This window comes from Paraburkholderia sp. FT54 (assembly GCF_031585635.1).
Classification (GTDB): domain Bacteria; phylum Pseudomonadota; class Gammaproteobacteria; order Burkholderiales; family Burkholderiaceae; genus Paraburkholderia.
Genome location: NZ_CP134195.1, coordinates 1,077,490 through 1,100,098, shown reverse-complemented (window position 1 = coordinate 1,100,098; position 22,609 = coordinate 1,077,490). Strand labels below are relative to the sequence as shown.

21 protein-coding genes and 2 tRNA genes are annotated in these 22,609 nt (G+C 64.6%); 15 read left to right on the top strand and 8 right to left on the bottom strand.

Annotated elements, in window-relative coordinates:
- Nucleotides 1-220: 220 nt before the first annotated feature.
- The 6 genes from RI103_RS05125 to RI103_RS05100 all read left to right on the top strand — a co-directional run bounded on the left by RI103_RS05125 (nt 221) and on the right by RI103_RS05100 (nt 7,660).
- The gene (locus RI103_RS05125; protein ID WP_310814312.1) at nt 221-3,505 is read left to right on the top strand and encodes an Rne/Rng family ribonuclease; all 3,285 of its coding nucleotides are present in this window, start codon (nt 221-223) and stop codon (nt 3,503-3,505) included.
- Nucleotides 3,506-3,703: 198 nt separating this feature from the next.
- Nucleotides 3,704-4,813, top strand: coding sequence for a GTP 3',8-cyclase MoaA (gene moaA, locus RI103_RS05120; RefSeq protein ID WP_310814311.1), 1,110 nt, complete (start codon nt 3,704-3,706; stop codon nt 4,811-4,813).
- A gap of 9 nt (nt 4,814-4,822) precedes the next feature.
- The gene (gene mobA / locus RI103_RS05115) at nt 4,823-5,437 is read left to right on the top strand and encodes a molybdenum cofactor guanylyltransferase MobA (RefSeq protein WP_310814310.1); all 615 of its coding nucleotides are present in this window, start codon (nt 4,823-4,825) and stop codon (nt 5,435-5,437) included.
- 74 nt (nt 5,438-5,511) lie between these two features.
- On the top strand, nt 5,512-6,813 hold the full coding sequence (gene glp, locus RI103_RS05110) for a gephyrin-like molybdotransferase Glp (RefSeq protein ID WP_310815176.1): 1,302 nt from the start codon (nt 5,512-5,514) through the stop codon (nt 6,811-6,813).
- A gap of 86 nt (nt 6,814-6,899) precedes the next feature.
- Nucleotides 6,900-7,175, top strand: a complete 276-nt coding sequence (locus RI103_RS05105; RefSeq protein ID WP_054036190.1) for a hypothetical protein — start codon at nt 6,900-6,902, stop codon at nt 7,173-7,175.
- Nucleotides 7,175-7,660, top strand: a complete 486-nt coding sequence (locus RI103_RS05100) for a GNAT family N-acetyltransferase (RefSeq protein WP_310814309.1) — start codon at nt 7,175-7,177, stop codon at nt 7,658-7,660. Before RI103_RS05105 ends, RI103_RS05100 begins: the two co-directional genes overlap by 1 nt.
- Nucleotides 7,661-7,691: 31 nt before the next feature.
- Here RI103_RS05100 and RI103_RS05095 read toward each other — a convergent pair whose 3' ends face one another.
- The 5 genes from RI103_RS05095 to pncB all read right to left on the bottom strand — a co-directional run bounded on the left by RI103_RS05095 (nt 7,692) and on the right by pncB (nt 13,682).
- A complete protein-coding gene (locus RI103_RS05095; RefSeq protein ID WP_310814308.1) occupies nt 7,692-9,140 on the bottom strand; it encodes a DNA recombination protein RmuC in 1,449 nt (482 codons plus the stop codon).
- Complete coding sequence (locus RI103_RS05090) at nt 9,137-10,126, bottom strand: D-glycerate dehydrogenase (protein ID WP_310814307.1); 990 nt, start codon at nt 10,124-10,126, stop codon at nt 9,137-9,139. Before RI103_RS05090 ends, RI103_RS05095 begins: the two co-directional genes overlap by 4 nt.
- A 42-nt stretch (nt 10,127-10,168) precedes the next feature.
- A complete protein-coding gene (locus RI103_RS05085; protein WP_310814306.1) occupies nt 10,169-11,599 on the bottom strand; it encodes a sodium:proton antiporter in 1,431 nt (476 codons plus the stop codon).
- 74 nt (nt 11,600-11,673) lie between these two features.
- Complete coding sequence (locus RI103_RS05080) at nt 11,674-12,336, bottom strand: lactate utilization protein C (protein WP_310814305.1); 663 nt, start codon at nt 12,334-12,336, stop codon at nt 11,674-11,676.
- Nucleotides 12,337-12,485: 149 nt separating this feature from the next.
- Complete coding sequence (gene pncB, locus RI103_RS05075) at nt 12,486-13,682, bottom strand: nicotinate phosphoribosyltransferase (protein ID WP_310814304.1); 1,197 nt, start codon at nt 13,680-13,682, stop codon at nt 12,486-12,488.
- A gap of 291 nt (nt 13,683-13,973) precedes the next feature.
- On the opposite strand from pncB, the gene fdxA reads away from it, so the two are divergent.
- The 8 genes from fdxA (at nt 13,974) to RI103_RS05035 (ending at nt 18,541) form a co-directional block, all read left to right on the top strand.
- Complete coding sequence (gene fdxA / locus RI103_RS05070; RefSeq protein WP_064268471.1) at nt 13,974-14,297, top strand: ferredoxin FdxA; 324 nt, start codon at nt 13,974-13,976, stop codon at nt 14,295-14,297.
- Between the two features lie 116 nt (nt 14,298-14,413).
- Nucleotides 14,414-14,489, top strand: a tRNA-Asn gene (locus tag RI103_RS05065).
- A 77-nt stretch (nt 14,490-14,566) separates the two neighbouring features.
- A tRNA-Asn gene (locus RI103_RS05060) sits at nt 14,567-14,642 on the top strand.
- A 232-nt stretch (nt 14,643-14,874) separates the two neighbouring features.
- Nucleotides 14,875-15,351 (top strand): CreA family protein, encoded by a 477-nt coding sequence (locus RI103_RS05055; protein WP_310815175.1) that lies wholly within the window; start codon nt 14,875-14,877, stop codon nt 15,349-15,351.
- A 100-nt stretch (nt 15,352-15,451) separates the two neighbouring features.
- Nucleotides 15,452-16,282 carry an AraC family transcriptional regulator gene (locus RI103_RS05050; RefSeq protein ID WP_310814303.1) on the top strand — a complete coding sequence of 277 codons (831 nt, stop codon included), beginning with the start codon at nt 15,452-15,454 and terminating at the stop codon, nt 16,280-16,282.
- A 131-nt stretch (nt 16,283-16,413) separates the two neighbouring features.
- A complete protein-coding gene (locus RI103_RS05045; RefSeq protein ID WP_310814302.1) occupies nt 16,414-17,175 on the top strand; it encodes an AzlC family ABC transporter permease in 762 nt (253 codons plus the stop codon).
- The gene (locus RI103_RS05040; RefSeq protein WP_310814301.1) at nt 17,172-17,495 is read left to right on the top strand and encodes an AzlD domain-containing protein; all 324 of its coding nucleotides are present in this window, start codon (nt 17,172-17,174) and stop codon (nt 17,493-17,495) included. Before RI103_RS05045 ends, RI103_RS05040 begins: the two co-directional genes overlap by 4 nt.
- Before the next feature lie 284 nt (nt 17,496-17,779).
- Nucleotides 17,780-18,541 carry a DUF4088 family protein gene (locus tag RI103_RS05035; RefSeq protein WP_310814300.1) on the top strand — a complete coding sequence of 254 codons (762 nt, stop codon included), beginning with the start codon at nt 17,780-17,782 and terminating at the stop codon, nt 18,539-18,541.
- Between the two features lie 65 nt (nt 18,542-18,606).
- Here the strand turns inward: RI103_RS05035 and RI103_RS05030 are convergent, their stop codons facing one another.
- The 3 genes from RI103_RS05030 to RI103_RS05020 all read right to left on the bottom strand — a co-directional run bounded on the left by RI103_RS05030 (nt 18,607) and on the right by RI103_RS05020 (nt 21,857).
- Nucleotides 18,607-20,763 carry an ATP-dependent helicase gene (locus RI103_RS05030; RefSeq protein ID WP_409076963.1) on the bottom strand — a complete coding sequence of 719 codons (2,157 nt, stop codon included), beginning with the start codon at nt 20,761-20,763 and terminating at the stop codon, nt 18,607-18,609.
- 285 nt (nt 20,764-21,048) lie between these two features.
- Nucleotides 21,049-21,312 (bottom strand): hypothetical protein, encoded by a 264-nt coding sequence (locus RI103_RS05025; protein ID WP_310814297.1) that lies wholly within the window; start codon nt 21,310-21,312, stop codon nt 21,049-21,051.
- A 98-nt stretch (nt 21,313-21,410) separates the two neighbouring features.
- A complete protein-coding gene (locus tag RI103_RS05020) occupies nt 21,411-21,857 on the bottom strand; it encodes a hypothetical protein (RefSeq protein WP_310814296.1) in 447 nt (148 codons plus the stop codon).
- 318 nt (nt 21,858-22,175) lie between these two features.
- On the opposite strand from RI103_RS05020, the gene RI103_RS05015 reads away from it, so the two are divergent.
- Nucleotides 22,176-22,394 carry an RNA-binding S4 domain-containing protein gene (locus RI103_RS05015; protein ID WP_011489423.1) on the top strand — a complete coding sequence of 73 codons (219 nt, stop codon included), beginning with the start codon at nt 22,176-22,178 and terminating at the stop codon, nt 22,392-22,394.
- The last annotated feature ends 215 nt before the right edge of the window (nt 22,395-22,609 follow it).

The window sequence follows — 22,609 nt, the reverse complement described above, 5'->3', positions numbered from 1 at the left end:
GGCGTGTCGGGTCGTTATTTGAAGCCGTGTTCGCATGTGCCCTGCGGCACCGTCCCCATTTTCTAATGGGCCGGGCCCTCTCAGGCAATTCTCCCACCAGCTTTCCCGCTCCAGCGTGCTTGTGAAAACACAATAAGGCGCGGCATGCCGCTGCCCGCTTCGCTCTCGCGACTGACAACCGCGCAGCGAAGGGCTGGCTAAGCCGCTCTGGAGCCGTTCAATGAAACGCATGTTGTTCAATGCGACGCAGCAGGAAGAACTGCGCGTCGCCATCGTCGATGGGCAAAAACTCATCGATATCGACATCGAAACCGCCGGGCGCGAACAGCGCAAAGGCAATATTTACAAGGGCATCATTACTCGCATCGAGCCGTCGCTCGAAGCCTGTTTCGTCAACTACGGCGAAGACCGTCACGGCTTCCTGCCGTTCAAGGAAGTCGCCCGCCAGTATTTCCGCGACGGCGTCGACATGCGCTCCGCACGCATCCAGGACGCCTTGCGTGAAGGCCAGGAACTGATCGTTCAGGTCGAAAAAGAAGAACGCGGCAACAAGGGCGCGGCCCTCACCACGTTCATCTCGCTCGCCGGCCGCTATCTGGTCCTGATGCCGAACAACCCGCGCGGCGGCGGCGTGTCGCGCCGCATCGAAGGCGACGACCGTCAGGAACTGCGCGAAACCATGGCGCAGCTGCAATTGCCGGAAGGCATGAGCATCATCGCGCGCACGGCCGGCATTGGCCGCAGCGCCGAAGAACTGCAGTGGGACCTGAACTACCTGATGCAGCTGTGGCGCGCCATCGAAGCCGCGTCGCAAAGCGGTTCGAGCGGCCAGCCCATGCTGATCTATCTCGAATCGAGCCTCGTGATCCGTGCGATTCGCGACTATTTCCAGCCGGATATCGGCGAAATCCTGATCGACACCACCGAAATCCATGACCAGGCACGCGCCTTCATGGATATCGTGATGCCGGACAATGTCAGCAAGGTGAAGCGGTATCACGACGACGTGCCGCTCTTCTCGCGCTTCCAGATCGAACACCAGATCGAAACGGCGTACTCGCGCACGGTGCCGTTGCCTTCGGGCGGCGCGATCGTGATCGACCACACCGAAGCGCTGGTCGCGATCGACGTGAACTCGGCCCGTGCCACCAAGGGCGCCGACATCGAGGAAACGGCCGCGCGCACCAACCTCGAAGCCGCCGACGAAGTCGCCCGCCAGCTGCGTCTGCGCGATCTGGGCGGCCTGATCGTGATCGATTTCATCGACATGGAATCGGCCAAGAGCCAGCGCGAAGTCGAGCAGCGCCTGAAAGACGCGCTCAAGCACGACCGGGCGCGCGTCCAGATGGGCAAGATCTCGCGTTTCGGCCTGATGGAACTGTCGCGTCAGCGTCTGCGTCCGGCCTTGTCGGAAGGCAGCCACGTGACCTGCCCGCGCTGCAACGGCACGGGTCACATCCGCGACACCGAATCGTCCGCGCTGCAAGTGCTGCGGATCATTCAGGAAGAAGCGATGAAGGAAAACACCGCGGCAATTCATTGCCAGGTGCCTGTCGAAGTGACCGCCTTCCTGCTGAACGAAAAGCGCGCCGAGATCAACAAGATCGAATCGCGTTTCAAGGTCAATGTCGTTCTGATCCCGAACAAGCATCTCGACACGCCGCACTACAAGCTCGAGCGTCTGCGTCACGACGACGCGCGTCTCGACGAACCGCGTGCCTCGTGGAAGATGGCCGAAGAAGCGGCCCGCGAACTGGAATCGGAAACCGGTTACAGCAAGCGCGCCGAAGAAGTGAAGCCGAAGCAGGAAGCGGCCGTCAAGGGCATCACGCCTGAAAAGCCGGCGCCGAGCGCGCCGGTTCGCCCGGCCGCCACCCCGGCGCCGGTCGCGGTTACGCCGGCGAGCGGCGGCTTCATCGGCTGGTTGAAGAATCTGTTCGGCATGCAGCCGGCCGCTCCGGCGCCTGCCGTGCCGGCGACGACCGAAAAGCAGACGCGTCCGCAACGCGGCGAGCGCACGGAGCGCGGTGAGCGCACCGGCGAACGCGCTGGCGATCGCAACCGTAATCGTCGTAGCGGCACGGGCACTCGCGATGCGGCGGCCCGTGGCGAAGGCGTGACCGGTGGCCGTCAAGGCCAAGGCCAGCAGCCGTCGCAGCGCCGCGATGAACGCGAGCCGCGTGAAGGCCGTGAACCGCGCGAAGCACGCGAAGGTCGCGAGCCGCGTGAAGCGCGCGAACCGCGTGGCAATCGTGAGCCGCGTGAGGCCCGCGAAGGCCGTGAACCGCGCGAGGCTCGTGAGCCGCGCGAGGGTCGCGAAACCCGTGACCGCGACAATCGCGGCGCCGAGCGTGCGGAAACGGCGGAGGCCGCACCGCGTGGCGAACGTCAGGAACGCGGTGAGCGCCGTGAACGTGGCGATCGTTCGGAACGTGGCGAACGCCGCAAGCCGCAGACAGAAACCGCGGATGCCCTGACGCAAAACGAGGCGCAAACGGCGGAAGAACTGGCGCAAAACCAGACAGCCTTGGGCGAAAACGGCGCGCCGGTCGATCAGGAAGCGGTGGCGCGTGAAGGTGAAGAGCGTCGCCGCCGCCGTCGCGGCCGTCGTGGTGGCCGCCGTGAGCGTGAAGAGGACGTGAACGGCAATCTGGCCGCGGACGTCGCCGAAGCTGAAGGCGACAACGTGAGCGCAACCGACGAAGCACCGGTGCGCACCGCGCATCAGCCGGTCGAACGCAAGCCGGAAGTCACCGAGGCGAAAGACATGACGCCGGTGGAAGTGGTGGTCGCTGCTGTCGCGACCGAAACCGCCGTGGTGACCGAACTGCACACTGCAACCGAAACGCCGGCTCTGGCAGTCGAAAAGGCTGCGAAGACGGAAACGGTCGTACCGGTCGCGCAAGCGCCGGTGGCGCCGGCAGCCGTCGAGCCGGTCGCCGAAACGCCGGTGGCGCAAGCCGCCGCAGAGCCGGTCGAAGCAGCGCAAGCTGCGCCGGCAGCCAGCGAAACGGTTTCGCTGGTTGAACCGGTCGCGCGTGTCGAAGCTCCGGCTCAAGCGCACGTCGAAGCACCGGCAGTCGCGCCTGTTGTCGAAACGCAAGCCGCTGCTCCGGCGCCCGTCGAAACCGCGGCTCCGGTGGTGGTCGAAGCACCGGCCGCTCAGCCTGCACCGCAGGCTGAGATCGTCGAACCGCAGCCGGTCGTTGCGGCGGTTGCACCAGAAGTCGAACCGGCAGCGGTCGAGCCGGCGCCAGTCGCTGTTGCATCGCAAGCACCGCAGCAAGCGCCCCATCATGGCGCCGTATCGGCGGAAGCGCTGAAGCCGGTGCTGGAACAAGCCGGTCTCGTCTGGGTGAACACCGACGCCGACAAGCTGCGCGCGGCTCAGGAAGCCGCCGCGCAGACCGTCAAGCCGGCTCGCGTGGTGCGCGAACGCAAACCGCTGCCGGCGCTCGACAGCGCGCCGATGCAACAGGTGGAAACAGGCCGGCACCCGCAGTAAGCTACCCGGCCGCACTCGAAAAGCCCGCCTCTCCGGCGGGCTTTTTTTTGGGGGCCTGCCGTGGATCGGGCGCGCCGCGGCAGCCCCCCGTATACCCCGACACAGCCAGGGGTGCCCCTGCCGCGGGAAGCATTTCCGATAGAATGAATATCTAGCTTTAATTTCAAGCACTAGCCGAAGCAATCAGAGAAGCAATTCATGTCCCGACGCATCATCCCTGTTGCCGATTTGAGCGCCGTGCCGGTCATCGCCGGCCCGGTGCAGACGCCCAGCGGCGCCCTGCACGACACGCTCGCGCGCCCGTTGCGCGACCTGCGCATTTCGGTCACGGATCGCTGCAATTTCCGGTGCGTCTACTGCATGCCTCGCGCGGTGTTCGACAAGGACTACTCGTTCTTGCCGCACAGCGCCTTGCTGAGCTTCGAGGAAATCGAACGGCTGGCGCGGCTGTTCGTTGCACATGGCGTCGAAAAAATCCGGCTGACGGGCGGCGAACCACTGTTGCGTAAAAATCTGGAATTTCTGATCGAACGGCTCGCGCAACTGACCACCCCGGCGGGCCGCCCGCTCGATCTGACGCTGACCACCAACGGCTCGCTGCTGGAACGCAAGGCGCGCAGCCTGAAAGACGCCGGTTTGACCCGCGTCACGGTGAGTCTCGACGCGCTCGACGACACGCTGTTTCGCCGTATGAACGATGCCGACTTCGCCGTCGGCGACGTGCTGGACGGCATCGCCGCGGCGCATGCGGTGGGCCTCGCGCCGGTCAAGGTCAACATGGTCGTCAAGCGCGGCACCAACGACAGCGAAATCGTGCCGATGGCGCGTCATTTCAAAGGCTCGGGCGCGGTGCTGCGCTTTATCGAATACATGGACGTCGGCACATCGAACGGCTGGAACATGACTGAAGTGCTGCCGTCCGCCGACGTCGTCACGCGCATCGCCGAGCACTTCCCGCTCGCGCCCCTCGAAGCGCACAGCGCCGCCGAAACGGCGCAACGCTGGGGTTACGCGGACGGCGGCGGCGAGATCGGCGTGATTTCGAGCGTGACACGCGCGTTTTGCGGCAGTTGCACGCGAGCGCGGCTGTCGACCGAAGGCAAGCTGTATCTGTGCCTGTTCGCGTCGTCGGGGCACGATCTGCGCGCTCTGGTACGCAATGGCGCGAGCGACGCCGCCATCGCCACCGCCATCGCCGAAATCTGGCAGGACCGCGGCGACCGCTATTCGCAATTGCGCGGCAGCGCCTCGGCCGACTCACACGCGCGGGACGGCCGCCGCGTGGAAATGTCGTACATCGGCGGCTGAGCGGCGGCGATGAAGCCGACGCGCGAACACATCACCGGACTGTTGCTCGCGGGCGGCCGCGGCATGCGCATGGGCGGTGCCGACAAAGGGCTGCAAATGCTGCACGGAGAGCCGCTCGCTGCCCACGTGCTCAAGCGCCTCGCACCGCAAACCGGTGCTCTGCTGATCAGCGCCAATCGTCACCCTGAGGCTTACAGCGCGCTCGGCGCGCCGTTCCGGGCCACGGTGGTGGCGGATACCTTGGCGGGTTTTCCGGGCCCGCTGGCAGGCTTGCTCGCCGGCTTGCGCGCAGCCGGCACCGCCTATGCGCTCAGTGCACCCTGCGACTCGCCGTGGCTGCCCGCCGATCTGGCCGAGCGCCTCGCGCACGCGCTGGACTCGAACGGAGCCGATATCGCCACGGTCACCACCACCGACGCGCACGGCCAAACGTCCTTGCATCCCGTCTTCGCGCTGTTGCGCACGGGCCTCGCGGACGATCTTTCCGCTTTTCTGGAAGCCGGCGAACGTAAAGTTCGCGCGTGGTACGCGCGCCACAAGACGGTGGAAGTCGTCTTTACCGACGAGCGCGCGTTTTACAATATCAATTCGCTACAAGAACTCGCCGACCTCCAGCGTGATTGAGGCCCCGGTTGAAATCCCGCTCCGGCCGCACGGCAATCGCCGCTCCCGCCCCCGGTCGCGACGCTCAGCTCTTCATGACCACGCATAACGAATTTTCCCGCTGCGTCGCGCAGTACGATCCTCACGCGCTACCTGTCCCGGCCGCTCAGGCGATTGTTCGTCAGTGGGCCGCGCCCGTCACGGCCGTTGAACGCGTGGCCTTGCGCGACGCGCTCGACCGCGTGCTCGCGGCCGATATCGTGTCGCCGATCGACGTCCCTTCGCACGACAATTCCGCCATGGACGGCTACGCGTTCAACCGCGCCGCGCTCGCCACGGGCGCGGCCACCGTTGAGTTGGCAATCGTCGGCAAGGCGCTGGCGGGGCATCCGTTCGCGGGCCGCGTCGAGGCCACGCAATGCGTGCGTGTCATGACCGGCGCCTGCATGCCGGCCGACTGTGACACCGTCGTGCCGCAGGAACTCGTCGAGCGCGACGCCGATTCCGTTTCGATCCGCTTCGCGGGCGGCGCCGTGGCGGGCGGCGCAAACCGGCGCCGCGCCGGCGAAGACCTCGCGCGCGGCCACGCCGCGCTGCGGGCGGGCCGCGTCATGCGCGCGTCGGATCTCGGTTTGCTGGCCTCGCTTGGCATCGGCGAAGTCAATGTCAGGCGGCGTTTGCGCGTCGCCTTCTTCTCGACCGGCGACGAATTGCGCTCGCTTGGCGAGCCGCTCGACCCGGGCTGCGTGTACGACAGCAATCGCTACACGCTGTTTGCCATGCTGCGGCGCATGAACATCGACACGCTCGACCTCGGCGTGGTGCGCGACGAGCCGGCCGCGATGGAAGCCGCCTTGCGCAGCGCCGCGGCGAACGCCGACGTGGTGCTGACCTCGGGCGGCGTCTCGGTCGGCGAGGCGGATTTCACCAGGCAACTGCTGCAAACTTTCGGCGACGTCGCCTTCTGGAGTCTCGCCATGCGCCCGGGCCGCCCGCTAGCATTCGGCCGCGTCTGGTCCGGCGAACGGCCGGGTGTCGGGCTTCCCGCGTTATTCTTCGGTTTGCCGGGCAACCCGGTCGCCGTGATGGTGGCGTTCTATCAGATCGTGCGCGAGGTGCTGCTGCTGATGTCGGGCGCCACACCGCAACCGCTGCCGCTCATCCACGCCATGAGCCGGCGAGCCATCCGCAAACGCGCCGGGCGCACCGAATTCCAGCGCGGCGTAGCCCAGCAGGACGCGCACGGACAGTGGCACGTCATGCCGACCGGTTCGCAAAGCTCCGGCGTGCTGAGTTCGATGAGCGAAGCCAATTGCTTCATCGTGCTCGGGCACGATGAAGGCGAGATCGCCGAGGGAGAACGCGTCGCTATCATGCTGTTCGACGGTCTCATCTGACGGCAGACGCGCGGCTGAGGCAACGCACCCGCCAGCGTTCATTGCAGCTTTACCCATTACCACTACGACACACGGGTTTGACTTACATGAAAAAACAGATCTCGTTCATTGCACCGGGACAGACGGCCAAAGCACTGATCCTCGTGTACCTGACGTTTTCGGTGCCGATCGTGCTGCTGGGCGTACTGGTCGCGTTCATACGCTATGGTTCGGTGGAACTGAGCACCGTGTTCAGCGCGCTGCTGCTGAACGCGATTCTCGGTTTCATCCTGCTGTGGATCGCATGTCACGCGTACAACTGGGTGGCGTCGCGCTTCGGCGGCATTGAAATCCAATTGACCGACGCGCCGGAAGAGGCGTAATGCCCGCGACGATCCGCGCCGCCACGCCCGCGGACACCGGCGCCATCTTCGCGCTGACGTACGAACTCGCGCAATTCGAAAGCCTCACGCATGTTTTCGTCGCGACCGAAAACGGCTTGCGCGACGCACTGTTCGGCGCACGGCCTTCGATCGAGGCACTGGTAGCGGAGAACGAAGGACGCATCGTCGGCTATGCGCTGTTCTTCCACAATTACTCGAGTTTCGTCGGCAAGCGCGGACTGTATCTCGAAGACGTCTATGTGCAACCCTCGCAACGCGGCAGCGGACTCGGCACCGCGCTATTGCAGCGGCTTGCCGCGCTGGCGGTGGAACGGCAATGCGGGCGGTTCGAATGGACCGTGCTGGATTGGAACCAGCAGGCCATCAGCTTTTATGAAAAGATGGGCGCGACCGTTATGCCGGACTGGCGCGTGGTGCGCCTGACGGGCGAGGCGCTTGAACAGCTGGCGGCGGCAAGCGCCTGAGTCGGCGCTGCTACCAAACCGTTGCCCATCCTCACTGCTCGTCAGTATCCACACCAGACAGCGCATCGCCGAGCAACCCGCTCGCCTCCTCGCCCGGCAATGCCTCGACATCGCGCAATCTGCGGCTCATGACACGCGTGCGTGTTTCCGCCGCTTCGATGGAACGCGTGACGGTTTCCAGTTGCGCCTTTGTCCTGGCCAGCACATCGCCGAATTTGCCGAACTCCGTTTTCACCGCGCCGAGCACCTGCCACACCTCGCTCGAGCGCTTTTCGATGGCGAGCGTGCGGAAACCCATCTGCAAACTATTGAGCAAGGCGGTCAGCGTAGTCGGCCCCGCAATCGTCACGCGATAGTCGCGTTGCAGCAGGTCCGTCAGGCCCGGCCGCCGCAATACTTCGGCGTACAGGCCTTCGGTCGGCAGGAACAGCAGTGCGAAGTCGGTGGTGTGCGGCGGCGACACGTACTTCTCCGCGATCGTGCGTGCCTCCGCGCGAATCCGCGCTTCGAGCGCGCGTGATGCTTCTTCGACCGCTACCGGATCAGCGCGCTCCTGTGCTTCGATCAGACGCTCGTAGTCCTCGCGCGGAAACTTGGCGTCGATCGGAAGCCAGACAGGCGTAGCCACACCGCCCTGCTCCGCTCGTCCCGGCAGCTTGATCGCAAACTCGACGCGCTCCGCGCTTCTCGGCACCGTCGCGATGTTCTTCGCGTACTGGTCGGCGGTGAGCAGTTGCTCGAGCAACGCTTCGAGCTGCACTTCGCCCCATGTGCCGCGCGTCTTCACGTTGGTGAGCACCTTCTTCAGATCGCCGACGCCGGCCGCCAGCGTCTGCATTTCACCCAGTCCGCGGTGCACCTGTTCGAGCCGGTCGGACACCAGCTTGAACGATTCACCCAGACGCTGTTCGAGCGTGGCATGCAGTTTTTCGTCGACGGTGCGGCGCATTTCCTCGAGCTTGAGCGAGTTGTTCGCCTCGATGTCCTTCAGCCGCTGTTCGATGGTCGCTCGCACTTCGGCGAAGCGGCGGTCGTTCGCCTCGGTGAGTTGCCCCAGTTGCAAGCTCAGCGTATCGCCGAACTGTTTCAGCGAGCGACCCTGCTCGTCGCGCGCCTGCTGGGCTTGCGTCTGCAGGCTGTGGCGCACGGCGTCGAGTTGTTGCGCGAAACCGTCGATCTTGCCGCCCTGCACCGTCGTCATGCTGCTGAACTGCGCGGCCAGCGTTTGCTGGAAATGCGCAAAGCCACCGCTCTGTTCGGTACGCGACACGCGCGCCGTCTCAGTGATGTCGTTGCGCAGTTGCCGCTCAAGCCGCTCGTAAGCATGCGCTTGCGTGTCGGCCGCGGCATCCATGCGTTCGTTGAGCAAGTCGAACTGCTCGCTGTCCTCGGCGCGGCTATGGCCGCGCATCAGCAAGGCCAGCGCGATGACCAAAGTGACCGCCAGCACTGCGACGGCCGCCACCAGAATCATGGTCATGAACGCGCCTTGCCGATCACATCGGGATTGATCGGATTCGGCGGCCGGCCCGCGCGCGGGCCTTCACCCAGGCCCGCGATCAGATTGTCCGCGGCGAGGTTCGCCATGGCGCGGCGCGTGGCTTCGGTCGCGCTGGCAATGTGCGGCGTCAGCACGACATTGGGTACGCTGAGCAGATCCTGATTCAGATTCGGCTCGCCTTCGAACACATCGAGGCCGGCCGCTGCGATCTGCTTCGAGCGCAACGCCTCGACCAGCGCCGCGTCGTCGACGATGCCGCCGCGCGCGATATTGGTGAGCGTCGCGGTCGGCTTCATCAGCGCGAGTTCGGCCGCGCCGATTGTGTGATGGTTCTCCTTCGTGTACGGCAAAACGAGCACGACGTGATCGGCACGCCGCAACAGGTCCGGCTTCGACACGTACTCGGCATTCAACTCGGCCTCGATCTCCGGCGCCACGCGCGACCGATTGTGATAAATCACCTGCATGTTGAAGCCCTTCGCGCGACGTGCCAGCGCCTGGCCGATCCGGCCCATGCCGATCACGCCGAGCGTCGAGCCGTGCAGATCGCTGCCGAGAAACGCGTCATACGCCCACTTCTGCCATTTGCCCGCGCGCAGCCAGTGCTCCGACTCGGTGATGCGGCGCGCCGCCGCCATCATCAGCGCCCAGCCGAAGTCCGCGGTCGATTCGTTCAGCACGTCCGGAGTATTGGTGCCGAGCACGTTGGCCGCGTTGAAAGCAGCCATGTCGAAATTGTTGTAACCCACCGCCATGTTCGCCACCACGCGCAGACGCGGTGCCGCCGCGAGTTCGGCCGCGCCGACCGGGTCGCCCGCGGTCAGCGCGCCGTCCTTGTCCGCGAGGCGGCGCGTCAGTTCGTCAGCGGGCAACACGTCGCCCTGATTCCAGTCGACGTCGAAATACTGCTTGAGCCGTTCGATCACATCGGGAAAGATAGGACGGGCGACGAGGATTTTCTGCATTGCAATTCTCCGAATAGCGCACCGAGTTCGATTGCCTCGGCGTCAAAAAAAGAGCCAGCCGGTGATGAGGAAAAGCGGCAACAACACCGCAGCGGACCAGCCCATATACGCAAAAAAACCCGGCATGCGCACGCCGCGCGATTCCGCGATTGCCTTCACCATGAAGTTCGGCGCATTGCCGATATACGTGTTCGCGCCCATGAACACCGCGCCGGCCGAGATCGCCGCGAGCGTGGTGGCGCCGGCGGTCATGAGCGTGCGCGCGTCGCCGCCGGCCAGGTTGAAGAACACGAGGTAGGTCGGCGCGTTGTCCAGAAACGAAGATAGCAGCCCGGTCGCCCAGAAGTACATCAGGTCGTGCGGCTGGCCCGACGCGTCGTTGACCAGATGGACGATGCCCGCGAACGCACCCGCCTCGCCGGCACGCAGGATCGTGATGACCGGCGCGATCGTCACGAAAATGCCGGCGAACAGTTTGGCCACTTCTTCGATCGGCGCCCAGTTGAAGTCGTTGCCCGCGCGAGCCGCGCGCGGCGTGAGCGCCAACGAGAGCAACGTCACGCCGATCAGCGCGGCATCGCGCACGGCATTTTGTAAAGCGACGTGCGTGCCGAACACGTCGAATGCCACGCCCGGTTTCCACAGCCCGCTCATCAGCACGAGCACGATCACGGCGGCGAGCAACACGAAATTGATCTTGCCGTCGATGCCGAGCAGCGGCGTGTCGGGCGTCGGATCGAGAAAGCGCGAGCGCTCTTCCTCGCGCCGATGAAAGTAGTACGAGTCCAGCGCATAAAAACCGACCAGCAGCACGCCGCAGACGAACAGCATCGGCAGCGCGAGATGCGTGGTGGTCCAGAAGAAACTCACGCCCTGCAGAAAGCCGAGAAAGAGCGGCGGGTCGCCCAGCGGCGACAGCGAACCGCCCGCATTCGCCACCAGAAAGATAAAAAACACGACCACGTGAACAACATGCTTGCGATTGTCGTTGGCGCGCAGCAATGGGCGAATCAGCAGCATGGCCGCGCCGGTCGTGCCCATGATGCTCGCGAGCAAGGTGCCGAGCGCGAGAATCGCCGTGTTCAGGCGCGGCGTGCCGTGCAGATTGCCGCGTACGCAGATGCCGCCCGCCACGGTGTACAGCGCCGTCAGCAAGACGATGAACGGGATGTATTCATCGAGCAACGCATGCACGAGCGCGCCGAATGCGACGCCCGTGCCGTAGCTGAGCGCGAACGGCACGAGAAACACGAGCGCCCACGCCGCCGCGATCTTGCCGAAATGGTGATGCCAGAACGCCGGCGCGATCAACGGAAATACCGCGATAGACAGCAGCACGCCCGCGAACGGCAGCCCCCACAACGCCGACAAAGTCGCACCGTCGAGCGTGGCGGCCGACGCCAGCCGCGACCAGCCGGCCAGCGTCAATGCAGCCGCGAGCGCCATGCCCGTCCAGCCGGCACGTCCTTTCATAGGTTTGAAGTCCTTGTTATTGCTTGCAGCCGCGCGCCAGAGTATGCGTCCTGAAACACAGCCGCGCTGGCCGCTCAGGCGCTCTGCACGACGATCACATGCACCCGGTAAGGCCCATGCGCGCCGAGCACGATGGTCTGTTCGATATCACCGGTGCGCGAAGGCCCGGAGACGAAATTGACCGCACGCGGAAGTTCGCCGCGTTCCTTGCGGATCAGGCCGAACGCCTCTTCATGACCCGAGACGATGCGCGAAGCCGGCACGACGGCAATATGCGTTTCAGGCAGCAGACCAGCCGACGCATAAGTTTCCGGCCCCGACAGCAACACGAGCGTGCCCGTCTCGGCGGTCGCACAGAAGCAGCCGGTGAGACCGACCACGTCGCCGTCTTGCGGCTTGCGAAATTCGACGGCGAGGCCGGCTTCGGCCCAATGCAGATCTTGCAGCGTTTGCCAGGCGATGGCTTGCAGCGGCAACGCATGTTGCGTGAGGTAGCGATGCGCCGCAGCCGGCACGTCGTTCATTGCCTGAACCGAGTCGACCGTGGTGGCCAGTTTCTGTGCTTCCTCGATGAAGCGCGCGACGAGGTCGGCCGGCATCTCCGGACGCGGGCCCGCCGGATGGCGCGCGAGATAGTCCGCGGCGGCCTCGCGCTCGGCGGCGGACGGCTCCGGCTCACGCCCTTGCGCCGCGCGGATGCGCGCCAGGATGTTGCGGCGGGCAAGCGATGTGTCCATGTGCGAAATCCTCGTGTCGACAGCCGTTCGATATGGCGAGGATTATACCGGCCGCCCTGCGCGCAAACACCCTGGCCGAACGGGCTATTGCCGCCTGTCGCACACCCGGGGGCGCAAGCGGCTTACGCTATATCCGGCTACGAGCCACGTTACTTCGCCGCCTCTTCCTCGGGCTGCGCGATGCCGAACACCTGGCGCAGATAAGCGAGGTAAGCCTTGTCTTCGCACATGTTCTTGCCCGGCGAGTCCGACAGCTTCGCCACCGGTTGACCGTTGCAGCGAACCATCTTGATGACGATCTGCAGCGGGTTGTAGCCGAGGTCGTTGGTCAGGTTCGTGCCCACGCCGAACGCCAGCTTGCAGCGGCCACGGAAGCGCTCGTAGAGTTGCAGCACTTTGGGAATGTCGAGCGCATCAGAGAAGACCAGGATCTTGGTACGCGGGTCGCACCGGTTCGCTTCGTAGTGCTTGAGCAGGCGTTCGCCCCAGTCGAACGGATCACCGGAATCGTGGCGCGCGCCGTCGAACAGCTTGCAGAAGTACATGTCGAAATCGCGCAGGAACGCCTCCATGCCGTACACGTCGGAGAGCGCGATACCCAGGTCGCCGCGGTATTCCTTGGCCCACATTTCGAAGCCGAAGATCTGCGAATCGCGCAAGCGCGGCCCGAGCGCCTGGCACGCCTGCAGGTATTCATGCGCCATCGTGCCGAGCGGCGTGAGGCTGTGCTTCATGGCGTAGAAGACGTTGCTGGTGCCGGCGAACTGCTCGCCGAGGCCTTCCTTGAGCTTGAGAATCACTTCCTCGTGCCATTGCTTCGAGAAGCGCCGGCGTGTGCCGTAGTCGGCGATCTTGCAGTCGGCGAATTCCGGACGCGCGCCGAGCAGCTTGATCTTGTCGACGAGGCGGCCGCGCCCTTCGCTGTAGTCCGGCTTTTGCTGGGTGTTGCGGAAGTAGACTTCGTTGACGATCGCGAGCATCGGAATCTCGAACAGGATCGTATGCAGCCACGGTCCCTTGATCTCGATCTCGATTTCGCCATTGCCCTTGGGCGACGGTTCGATCGAAATGTATTTCTCGTTCAGATGGAACAGCGCGAGAAACTCGATGAAGTCGCCCTTGATGAAGCGCATGCGCCGCAGGTAGTCGAGTTCGTCGTCGGTGAAGCGCAGTTGGCAGAGCTTGCGCACTTCGTCGCGAATCTCGCCGATATACGGCACGAGATCGACATTCGGCGTACGGCAGCGGAAGCGATATTCCACGTTCGCCGCGGGAAAGTGATGCAACACCACTTGCATCATCGTGAACTTGTACAGATCGGTGTCGAGCAGCGAAGTAATAATCATGATGGTGCGAACTGGACTGCGGAGGAACGGAAGGCCTGACACGAAAGGCCCGACTCACCCATGCGCGTGCGGCACACCCCGTGCGTGCCGACCTGACGCATGTTACCCGAATGCGCCGGCATTCAGCGCGCCGCCACACCCCGCGCCGCGCGCCCCAGGGGCACGCCATAAACTAATCACGAAAACGTATAAACGGCGTGCTGCGATGCTGCATGCGCCTCTTGACGTTACGATACAATAGCGCTTTTGGCGTTTGCGCCTCCCCAGATACCGCATGCAGGAGCTGCCTGAATGACTCACGTTGTGACCGAAAGCTGCATCAAGTGCCGCTATACCGACTGTGTCGATGTGTGCCCGGTGGACTGCTTTCGCGAAGGTCCCAACTTCCTCGCGATCGACCCCGATGAATGCATCGACTGCGCCGTGTGCGTCGCCGAATGCCCGGTGAATGCCATTTATGCCGAAGAAGACGTGCCGGGCGACCAACAGAACTTCATCGAGCTGAATGCCGACCTCGCGAAGAACTGGCCGAGCATCACCAAGACCAAGGCGCCGCTGCCGGAAGCCGACGAGTTCAAGGACGTGAAGGAAAAGCTCGAGTTGCTCGTACGCTGAGCCTCGCTGCCTGTCGCGTGCGCAACCAAATTCGAATGAAATCGAGATGAACGCAGGGTATTGACAGGCGCTTAAGCTGCTCCTACAATTTCGTTTCTCTGCTGTTGTTGTTCTGTTCCTCGATAGCTCAGTCGGTAGAGCGCCGGACTGTTAATCCGTAGGTCCCTGGTTCGAGCCCAGGTCGAGGAGCCAAGAATTGCAAAAGCCCGTTAACCAAGACGGGCTTTTTTATGTAGATCAAGCTGTAGTCAATCAAGTTGTACTGCTGTTCCTCGATAGCTCAGTCGGTAGAGCGCCGGACTGTTAATCCGTAGGTCCCTGGTTCGAGCCCAGGTCGAGGAGCCAAAAAATCTGAAAGGCCCGCATCCGTGCGGGCCTTTTTCTTTTTGCGCGCCGCGCGTCTCCCGACGTCACAACATCCGCGGCGAGGTTCGCGCCGCTAGCCCGCACGGAGCCGATGCGGCTCAAGCGTGGCATCCGTATGAGCCCTTTGACATGCTGGCCGTTATACGATGGCGGTTCCCCGGCGCGTCTCCTGCGCCCAACCCAGGCGCTCAACTTCCGGCAAACCCATCCCATGAAACCCATTTTGTTGCGCATCGCGCTTGCGGCGGCCACCGCCCTCCTGCTGCCTTTGGCACACAGCGAAGAAGTTGGCAGCGTCAATACCAATTTCCACGTCACAGGCTCCGACCGTGTGGTCGTCGAGGCCTATGACGATCCAGTGGTTCAGGGCGTGACCTGCTACGTGTCGCGGGCACGTACCGGCGGCGTCAAAGGTACGCTCGGCATCGCGGAAGATCCCACCGAGGCGTCGATCGCCTGTCGTCAAGTCGGCGCGATTCATTTCACTGGTCCGGTGAAGCAACAGGCCGACGTGTTCTCGGTGAGCATGTCACTCATCTTCAAGTCGCTGCATGTGGTGCGGGTGGTCGACGCGAAGCGCAACTCGCTGGTGTATCTCACCTACAGCGACCGGGTGGTCAGCGGCAGCGCGAAAAACAGCGTGAGCGCCGTGCCGATGCCGCCGGGCACCACGATTCCACTCAAGTAAGCACCCCGCCCACGGCGAAACGCACACGGCGAACGCATCATCCGATGAAGCGACACCGGTCGCGACGCGCTACACTGACCGGTCCAGCCGGACCTTCACCATGACCGCCGCCCCTCGTTTCCAGGATTCCGCCCGCTACTGGCGCACGCCGCTTCTGCCCGGCGCGGATCTGCTCACCGCCGAATATCACGATCACGAGTTCACGCCGCATTGGCACGACGCGTACACGATTCCGGTGATCGTGGCGGGTGCCGAGGGGTATCGCTATCTCGGTTCCGACTACATCGCCGAAGCCGGCAGCGTGCCGATCATCAATCCGGGCGAGCTGCATACCGGCTCGAAGGCGGTCGAGGCGGGCTGGCGGTATCGCGTGATCTATGCGCCGGTGGATTTCATCCACGACCTTGCCAATGAGGTCAGCGGCAAGCCGCGGGCTTTGCCGTGGTTCGCACCCGGCGTGATCCGCGACCCGGATCTGGCCGTGCGTCTGGCGCGCGCGCATCGTCTGCTCGAAGCGGGCGACGACGCGCTCGCCGCCGAGGCCGCCATGCTCGACGCCTTGTCCACGCTGCTGGTGCGCCATTCGCAGACACAGCCAGCACCTTCGCGCCTCGCCACCGACGACGCTCGCGTCGCGCTCATGCAGGAACGTCTGACAGGCGACCTTATCGAACCCGTCACTCTTGCTGAAGTGGCCCAGGCGGCGGGACTCTCGCCGTTCCACGCGGCGCGTCTTTTCACCCAAACGACCGGCCTGCCGCCCCACGCATGGCGCAACCAGGTGCGCTTGCAGCGGGCGCTCGCGCCGCTGCGCGCCGGCGTTTCCGTCACGAATGTCGCCGCCGCCAGCGGCTTCACCGACCAGAGCCATTTCACGCGACACTTCCGGCGCATGTTCGGTGTGCCGCCCGGACGCTGGCAGGGCGTGTGAGGCGACCACGGCCTGGCGCGCACGCCATCACGACCTAGGCGCACGCCGCCGCATCAGTTCACCTCCTCCGCAAGAACGTACAAGCCCCGCCCAGCCGCCCCCGCTATGCTTCCCCAATCAAGGAGGCTAGATTGACCCATTCCACTGCAGGCCAGCCCACGAGCCCAGGCCATTTCAAAGAGTTCACCGCCGGCGCGCGCGACATCATTCCGATGATGGTAGGCGCGGCGCCTTTCGGCGTCATATTCGGCACACTCGTCGCATCCGGGCCGCTGCACCTATGGCACGGCCAGTTGATGTCGCTCGTCGTGTTCGCCGGCTCCGCGCAGTTCATCGCCCTCGGGCTGATCGCCGGACACGCGAGTTTCGCCGTGATCTGGGCGACCACGCTCGTCGTCAATTTGCGTCACGTGCTGTACAGCGCCACCCTCGCGCCGCACGTCGCGCATCTGCCGGCACGCTGGCGCTGGGCGCTCGGCGCGCTGCTCACGGACGAAGTCTTCGCCGTCGCGTGGGAGCATTACCGGCATCGGGAACCCGGCACGGTAGGCCCGCATTACTTCTTCGGCGCCGGCCTCGCCATGTACCTGAACTGGCAGCTCTGGACCGTCGCCGGCCTGCTGTTCGGCGCGGCCTTTCCGGGCCTGCAATCGCTCGGCCTCGATTTCGCCATGGTCGCCACCTTCATCGCGATCGTCGTGCCGCAACTCGTCGCGTTGCGCTATATCGCGGCCGCCGTCACCGCCGGCACGCTGGCCTTTTTCTGGCAGGCGTGGCCATACAAGCTTGGCTTGCTCGGCGCGGTCTTCGCGGGCGTGGCGATCGGCGTCCTGCTGTCGACGTCGCGGCCCAACCTGCGCGGCTCGGGCAAAACCGCAGGGGCATCGCGATGAACTACGTCGTCCTGATTCTCGGCATGGCGGCCATCACGTGGGTGATCCGCGCCGCTGTCTTCGTGCTCGGCGACCGGCTGGTGTTTCCGCCGCTCGTGCGCACCGCTCTAGGTTTCGTGCCGGTTACCGTGCTGACGGCGATCATCGTGCCGATGGCGGTTTCACCGCACGGCAGCGGCGCCGAACTGACCTGGCGCAATCCGCAACTGGTCGGCGCGCTGGCCGCGGTGCTTGTCAGCGCGTTGACGCGGCGGCCGCTCCTGACCATCGCCGTCGGCCTGACGGTGTTTTTTGTCTGGCAATGCGTCGTGCTCAAATAGGCGCACGCCGCTTTCAAGGCGGCATCGGCGTCGTCCGGCTCGCGCCAGCCGCGCGCAGGCACGGCGACGCTTCTCTCTAAAACGGGCGCCCCCGCCCCGTAGTCCCTTAAGTTTCCCGTCAATCCGCCGTTATGCAGTCGAGGTCCGCTCGTCGGGATACGTCCCGCTGATCACGCGGCAACAGGCAGGAATCAAGCGCGCCGGCATCGAGCGCCGCATCTCCCGAGGCCCGCGCGGCCGGGCGGCGTGGCGAGGCCGCGCGGCAGGACCAAACGGGATAACACATGGGTCAAATCACCCTCACGCTCAAAGACGAGACCATGGCGACGTTGCGCAAGGATTTCGACGCTTTTCTGCGGGTATCGCTAAAGCTCGATCCGCAGTTCGCGACGCCGTCGTTTGAGGATTTTTTGCGCGCCAAGCTGCTCGACAATATGGTGCCGCTGACCGAGCACGCGGTTCAGCGGATGTTGCAGGGCGGCCAGTACGCATGGGCCAAACGCACGCTCGACAAAGAGTTTCCGGATGTCGTGGCGATTCTGATGCGGCAGGCAGGCGAGTTCGGCTTCGGCTTTGCGGCCCGCTCGGAATGGACGCCGGAAGAACTCGCCAAGCAATGCCGCGACTGGGCGGCGGCGATCGTCAAGGAAGCGGAAGGCGACGCCGTGTTGATCGACCCGCTCGCGGCGCAGATCAAGAGCGCGGCGCAGGACATTCAGGCGCTCGAGGAAGTCATGCAGACGCCGGCGTGGCGGCTGGTGGAATCGCTGCGCCAGCGCGTCTACGAGGCCAAGGTGGCGTGCGAAACGAGCGTGGGCAGCACCGCGCGCGAAAAGCTCGGCGAACTGCGCGGGCTGCTGCGGCTGGGCATTTCGCACGGCTCGTTCCAGAAGCAGGAAGCTCAGCAGATCATGGAGTTCCTGCGCCTGCTCAAGCCGGAAATTTTCGTGGAAGAGCCATACGACGTGTTTTCGCGCATGGCGGCCTGGCTGCGCAATTTCTTCGTGCCGCCGCGTCCGGCGCCACAGCAACAGCAGCCACGCTAGTCGCGCTAGTCGCGCCGACGTAGGCGGGCGCGCCACGCGCACAAGCGCGCCGCCCGCCCGCGCTCTCAATCCCACATCTTCCTGAGTTTCGCCCCGATCTCGATCTTCGCCTGCGCCGCCGCGGCCAGCCCCGCCGCCGTGGGCGCGCCAGGAACCGGCACGCGCGGCCATGCATAGGCGTCGAACAACGGCATCAGATGCGCGGGAATGAAGCGCGTGCGCGACGCCCATACGTGTCGATCGCCCATATGCGTCTGGTTGTGCACGTAAAAGCGCTGCGGCACGACGATATGCAGATCCTCCTTCGCGCGCGTCATCGCCACATAGAGGAGGCGCCGCTCCTCGTCGATTTCCTCTTCGCTGCCTGTGCCGAGATCGGACGGAATGCAGCCGTCCACGCCATTCAGCACGAACACATTGCGCCACTCCTGCCCCTTCGCCGAATGGATCGTGGAGAGGATCAGGTAGTCCACGTCGATCAGCGGCACGCCCGATTCGTCGCTGGTGGCGTCGGGCGGATCGAGCGTCAGTTCGGTCAGAAAGCGTTCACGCGATGGATATGTGCCCGCGATGCTCTCCATCTGCAACACGTCCGCGTGACGGATCGCCGCGTCTTCGTGATTGCGCTCGAGATGCGGCTCGTACCAGCGCCGCACCATTTCGAACTCGGCGGGCCACGGTGTCTCACGCCCGTACACGCTCGACATGAGCTTGACGAACGGATGCCAGTCTTCCTGCGCGCGCGCCGGCGCGGCGAAGGCGGCCAACGCGCTGCCGGCGGTGTCGGCGGGATTGCCGCTGCCCGCGCGCGCGACGATCTCGTCGAGCACCTTCGCGGCGGTGGCCGGCCCCACGCCCGGCAGCAACTGCACGACGCGAAAGCCGGCCACGCGGTCGCGCGGATTTTCCGCCCAGCGCAGCACCGCGAGCACGTCTTTCACGTGCACCGAGTCGAGAAACTTCAACCCGCCGAACTTCACGAACGGAATGTTGCGCCGGGTCAGTTCGATCTCCAGCGCGGCGCTGTGATGCGCGGCACGAAACAGCACCGCCTGCGACTTGAGCTTCATGCCCTGCTCGCGCGCCTCGAGCACCTGTTCGACGATATAGCGCGCCTGGTCGGCCTCGTCGGCAACGGTGACGAGGCGCGGGCGCTGCGCCGACGCCTTGTCGGTCCACAGATTCTTCGTGTAGCGCTCGCTGGCCAGTTCGATCACTGCGTTCGACGCCGCCAGAATCGGCTCGGTCGACCGGTAGTTGCGCTCGAGCGTGACCTGTTTGGCCGGTGGATCGAAGTGCGCGGGAAAATCGAGAATGTTGCGCACGGTCGCGCCGCGAAACGAATAGATGGACTGGGCGTCGTCGCCGACCACGGTCAGGCCGCGGCCGTCCGGCTTCAATGCGAGCAGGATCGACGCCTGCAGACGGTTGGTATCCTGGTACTCGTCGACCAGCACATGGTCGAAGCGCGCCGACAGGTCGGCGGCGATGGCCGGTTCAGCGGCCATGTGCGACCAGTAAAGCAACAGGTCGTCGTAGTCGAGCACGCTCTGTTTCTGTTTGGCTTCGACGTAAGACGCGAACAGCATGCGCAGATCGGCCTCCCATTCACGGCACCAGGGGAACGCCTTGTCGAGCACCTGGCCAAGCGACGCGCCGGTGTTCACGACGCGCGAGTAAATGGCGAAACACGTGCTCTTGGCCGGGAAGCGCCGCTCTTTCGCCGACAAGCCGAGTTCGTGGCGCACCAGATTCATCAGGTCGGCGGAATCCTCCCGGTCGTTGATCGTGAAGGCCGGCGCGAGGCCGATCAGATCGGCGTACTCGCGCAACAGCCGCGCGCCGACGCTATGGAAAGTGCCCGACCACGTCAGCCCTTGCGCGAGCGCGGCTCGCGAGCCAAGCGCCGCGCCAGCGATGCGCGTGACGCGGCGGGTCATTTCGAGCGCCGCGCGGCGCGAAAAGGTCAGCAGCAGGATGCGGCGCGGATCGGCGCCGTTCACCACCAGATTGGCGACGCGGTGTGCGAGCGTGTTGGTCTTGCCGGAACCGGCGCCCGCGATCACCAGCAAAGCGCCGGGCGGCGCGGCGGGCGTGTGGGCGCCGTAATCGACGGCTTCGCGCTGCGCGTCATTGAGTTTCGCCAGCCAGCCGGCGCTGTCGGATGACGACAAGGACGAAGGCGAGGACGAGGACGGCGGAGATTCGGCGACGGAGAGCACGATCGATTTTTGGGCGTTGGATGGATTCAGAGCGGCGACGCATACTGTATATCCATACAACCCGCACAGACAAGCGACCCTTTTTTCGGCCACGCAACTGGCGGCCTTTACCTCACTCCGGCGCATGCCCACCGAGTCAATCGCGCGTAAAAATGGCCGTGGCATGGAAACGCACCGGCCATTCGTCTAAAGCGTCACCGTGAACGGTTCGCGCATCCAGCAGCGCCAGCACGCCCGGACTGTCGGACGCGCGGCGACGCGCGCGCCACACGGGAAGGACGCCTGCTATTGTTTCTTCGCGTCCTTCACATTCGCATCGGCGTTGGCCTTGTCGGCGTCGGCCTGCGCATCGGTTTTCTTCTTGTCGGCCTTGGCTTGCGCGACGGACGCTTTCTTGTCCGCCTTCGACTGTTCCTTGGCCGCCTTCTTGTCGGCATGGGTGACCGGCGCGGCGGCGGGATCGCTGGCCTGCGCGAAGGCAATCGACGACAGACATCCCGCGATCAATGCGGCGACGATCCTGCTCTTCGTAGACTGGGTGATGCTCATGCGATACCTCCGTGAAACGAGATGAGCGGGCCTGGAAGCCCGTTGAGGCGGCCACGGCGGCAAGCCACGCCGCCGCGCCACTTCGTCAAAACCCAGCCTTAGTGCTTGACGTCGGCGCCGTCCGACTGGTCGCCCGCCTGGCCTTGCATGTTCATCTTCATTTCGTTGTTGGCGGCCTGCTTATCCGCCTTCTGGTTGATCTTGGCGTCGCGCACCTGTTCCTTGTACTGCGACTTGGCGGCCTTCTGCTGATCCTTCAGTTCGGCCTTCGATGCCTTCTTCGACGCGCGATATTCGGCGTTAGCCTTCGCATTGGCGTCGCGCTTCTGCACCAGCGGGTCGGTCGAGCCCGATGCAGTCAGACGCGTCGGGGCGGGTGTCACGGGCTGCGCGCCCTGCGCGGCGGGCGCAACGTCGGCGCCTTGCATCTGGACCTGCGGCTGGCCGTCCGTACCCGCTGCAGGCTGCGCGGTCTGCGCGAGCGCGGCCGTCGAAGCGAAAGCCGTAAGGGCGGTACCGATCAGAAGCGTACGAATCTGGGTCATGGCTAATCCTCTCTAAGTTGTTGTGAACGCGGGCGACCTGTCCGGCGTTGCGAATTTGAGCCGCTGCGTGAGCGTGCCCTGCGTGCCTCGCCCGGTCTGCTCGCTGCCAGATAAAAATCCAGCAGGCTTTCCCTACTGACTTGCACTTTACGAGTGAACTTCGTGTTTTACGACCGTCGTTACGGAACGTTTCACTTTCTGACAAACGTATAACATCTGCTTGCAGATGCTCACACGACGGCGGCGCACACCGCGAACTTCATCCAGGGCAAGCTTCTGGCTTATGATGCGAACCCTTTGCCTGAAGGCGCAAACGCCATGCCCAACCTCGATTTCACGCTTACCGGCGACTACGTCGAACTGCACAATCTCCTGAAGATAACCGGCCTGGCGGACAGCGGCGGCTCGGCGAAAATGATGGTGGCCGACGGTGCGGTCACTGTCGACGGCCGGGTCGAAACGCGTAAAACCTGCAAAATCCGCGCGGGTCAGGTCGTGCTGCTCGGCGACACGCGGATCGCGGTTCATGAGGCCTGACGCCGCGCCCTGTCGCGCGCGGTCCGGAAACCCAGAGGAAGGTGCGCACCAAAATCGTGCTTCTTCCGTCGACATCGCCGCGTCCAGGCAATAAGCTGTCGGTTTCGACAAACAAGAAATCGGCTGACACAACCGGCTGGCGGCTGCCTCGAGCATTCGCCCAGGCTCACCAGGCCGCTGCCCTCGCCCGTGCCTGCGCGCTCGTCGCGCCCGCC

Bases quoted from the DNA above. Each gene is read 5' to 3' on its own strand.
- moaA (WP_310814311.1), top strand. From the start codon at position 3,704: ATGTCCCGACGCATCATCCCTGTTGCCGATTTGAGCGCCGTGCCGGTC.
- fdxA (WP_064268471.1), top strand. From the start codon at position 13,974: ATGACTCACGTTGTGACCGAAAGCTGCATCAAGTGCCGCTATACCGAC.
- RI103_RS05015 (WP_011489423.1), top strand. From the start codon at position 22,176: ATGCCCAACCTCGATTTCACGCTTACCGGCGACTACGTCGAACTGCAC.
- RI103_RS05105 (WP_054036190.1), top strand. From the start codon at position 6,900: ATGAAAAAACAGATCTCGTTCATTGCACCGGGACAGACGGCCAAAGCA.
- RI103_RS05085 (WP_310814306.1), bottom strand. From the start codon at position 11,599: ATGAAAGGACGTGCCGGCTGGACGGGCATGGCGCTCGCGGCTGCATTG.
- mobA (WP_310814310.1), top strand. From the start codon at position 4,823: ATGAAGCCGACGCGCGAACACATCACCGGACTGTTGCTCGCGGGCGGC.
- pncB (WP_310814304.1), bottom strand. From the start codon at position 13,682: ATGATTATTACTTCGCTGCTCGACACCGATCTGTACAAGTTCACGATG.
- RI103_RS05090 (WP_310814307.1), bottom strand. From the start codon at position 10,126: ATGCAGAAAATCCTCGTCGCCCGTCCTATCTTTCCCGATGTGATCGAA.
- RI103_RS05025 (WP_310814297.1), bottom strand. From the start codon at position 21,312: ATGAGCATCACCCAGTCTACGAAGAGCAGGATCGTCGCCGCATTGATC.
- RI103_RS05035 (WP_310814300.1), top strand. From the start codon at position 17,780: ATGGGTCAAATCACCCTCACGCTCAAAGACGAGACCATGGCGACGTTG.
- RI103_RS05055 (WP_310815175.1), top strand. From the start codon at position 14,875: ATGAAACCCATTTTGTTGCGCATCGCGCTTGCGGCGGCCACCGCCCTC.
- RI103_RS05100 (WP_310814309.1), top strand. From the start codon at position 7,175: ATGCCCGCGACGATCCGCGCCGCCACGCCCGCGGACACCGGCGCCATC.
- glp (WP_310815176.1), top strand. From the start codon at position 5,512: ATGACCACGCATAACGAATTTTCCCGCTGCGTCGCGCAGTACGATCCT.
- RI103_RS05050 (WP_310814303.1), top strand. From the start codon at position 15,452: ATGACCGCCGCCCCTCGTTTCCAGGATTCCGCCCGCTACTGGCGCACG.
- RI103_RS05125 (WP_310814312.1), top strand. From the start codon at position 221: ATGAAACGCATGTTGTTCAATGCGACGCAGCAGGAAGAACTGCGCGTC.
- RI103_RS05020 (WP_310814296.1), bottom strand. From the start codon at position 21,857: ATGACCCAGATTCGTACGCTTCTGATCGGTACCGCCCTTACGGCTTTC.
- RI103_RS05095 (WP_310814308.1), bottom strand. From the start codon at position 9,140: ATGACCATGATTCTGGTGGCGGCCGTCGCAGTGCTGGCGGTCACTTTG.
- RI103_RS05040 (WP_310814301.1), top strand. From the start codon at position 17,172: ATGAACTACGTCGTCCTGATTCTCGGCATGGCGGCCATCACGTGGGTG.
- RI103_RS05080 (WP_310814305.1), bottom strand. From the start codon at position 12,336: ATGGACACATCGCTTGCCCGCCGCAACATCCTGGCGCGCATCCGCGCG.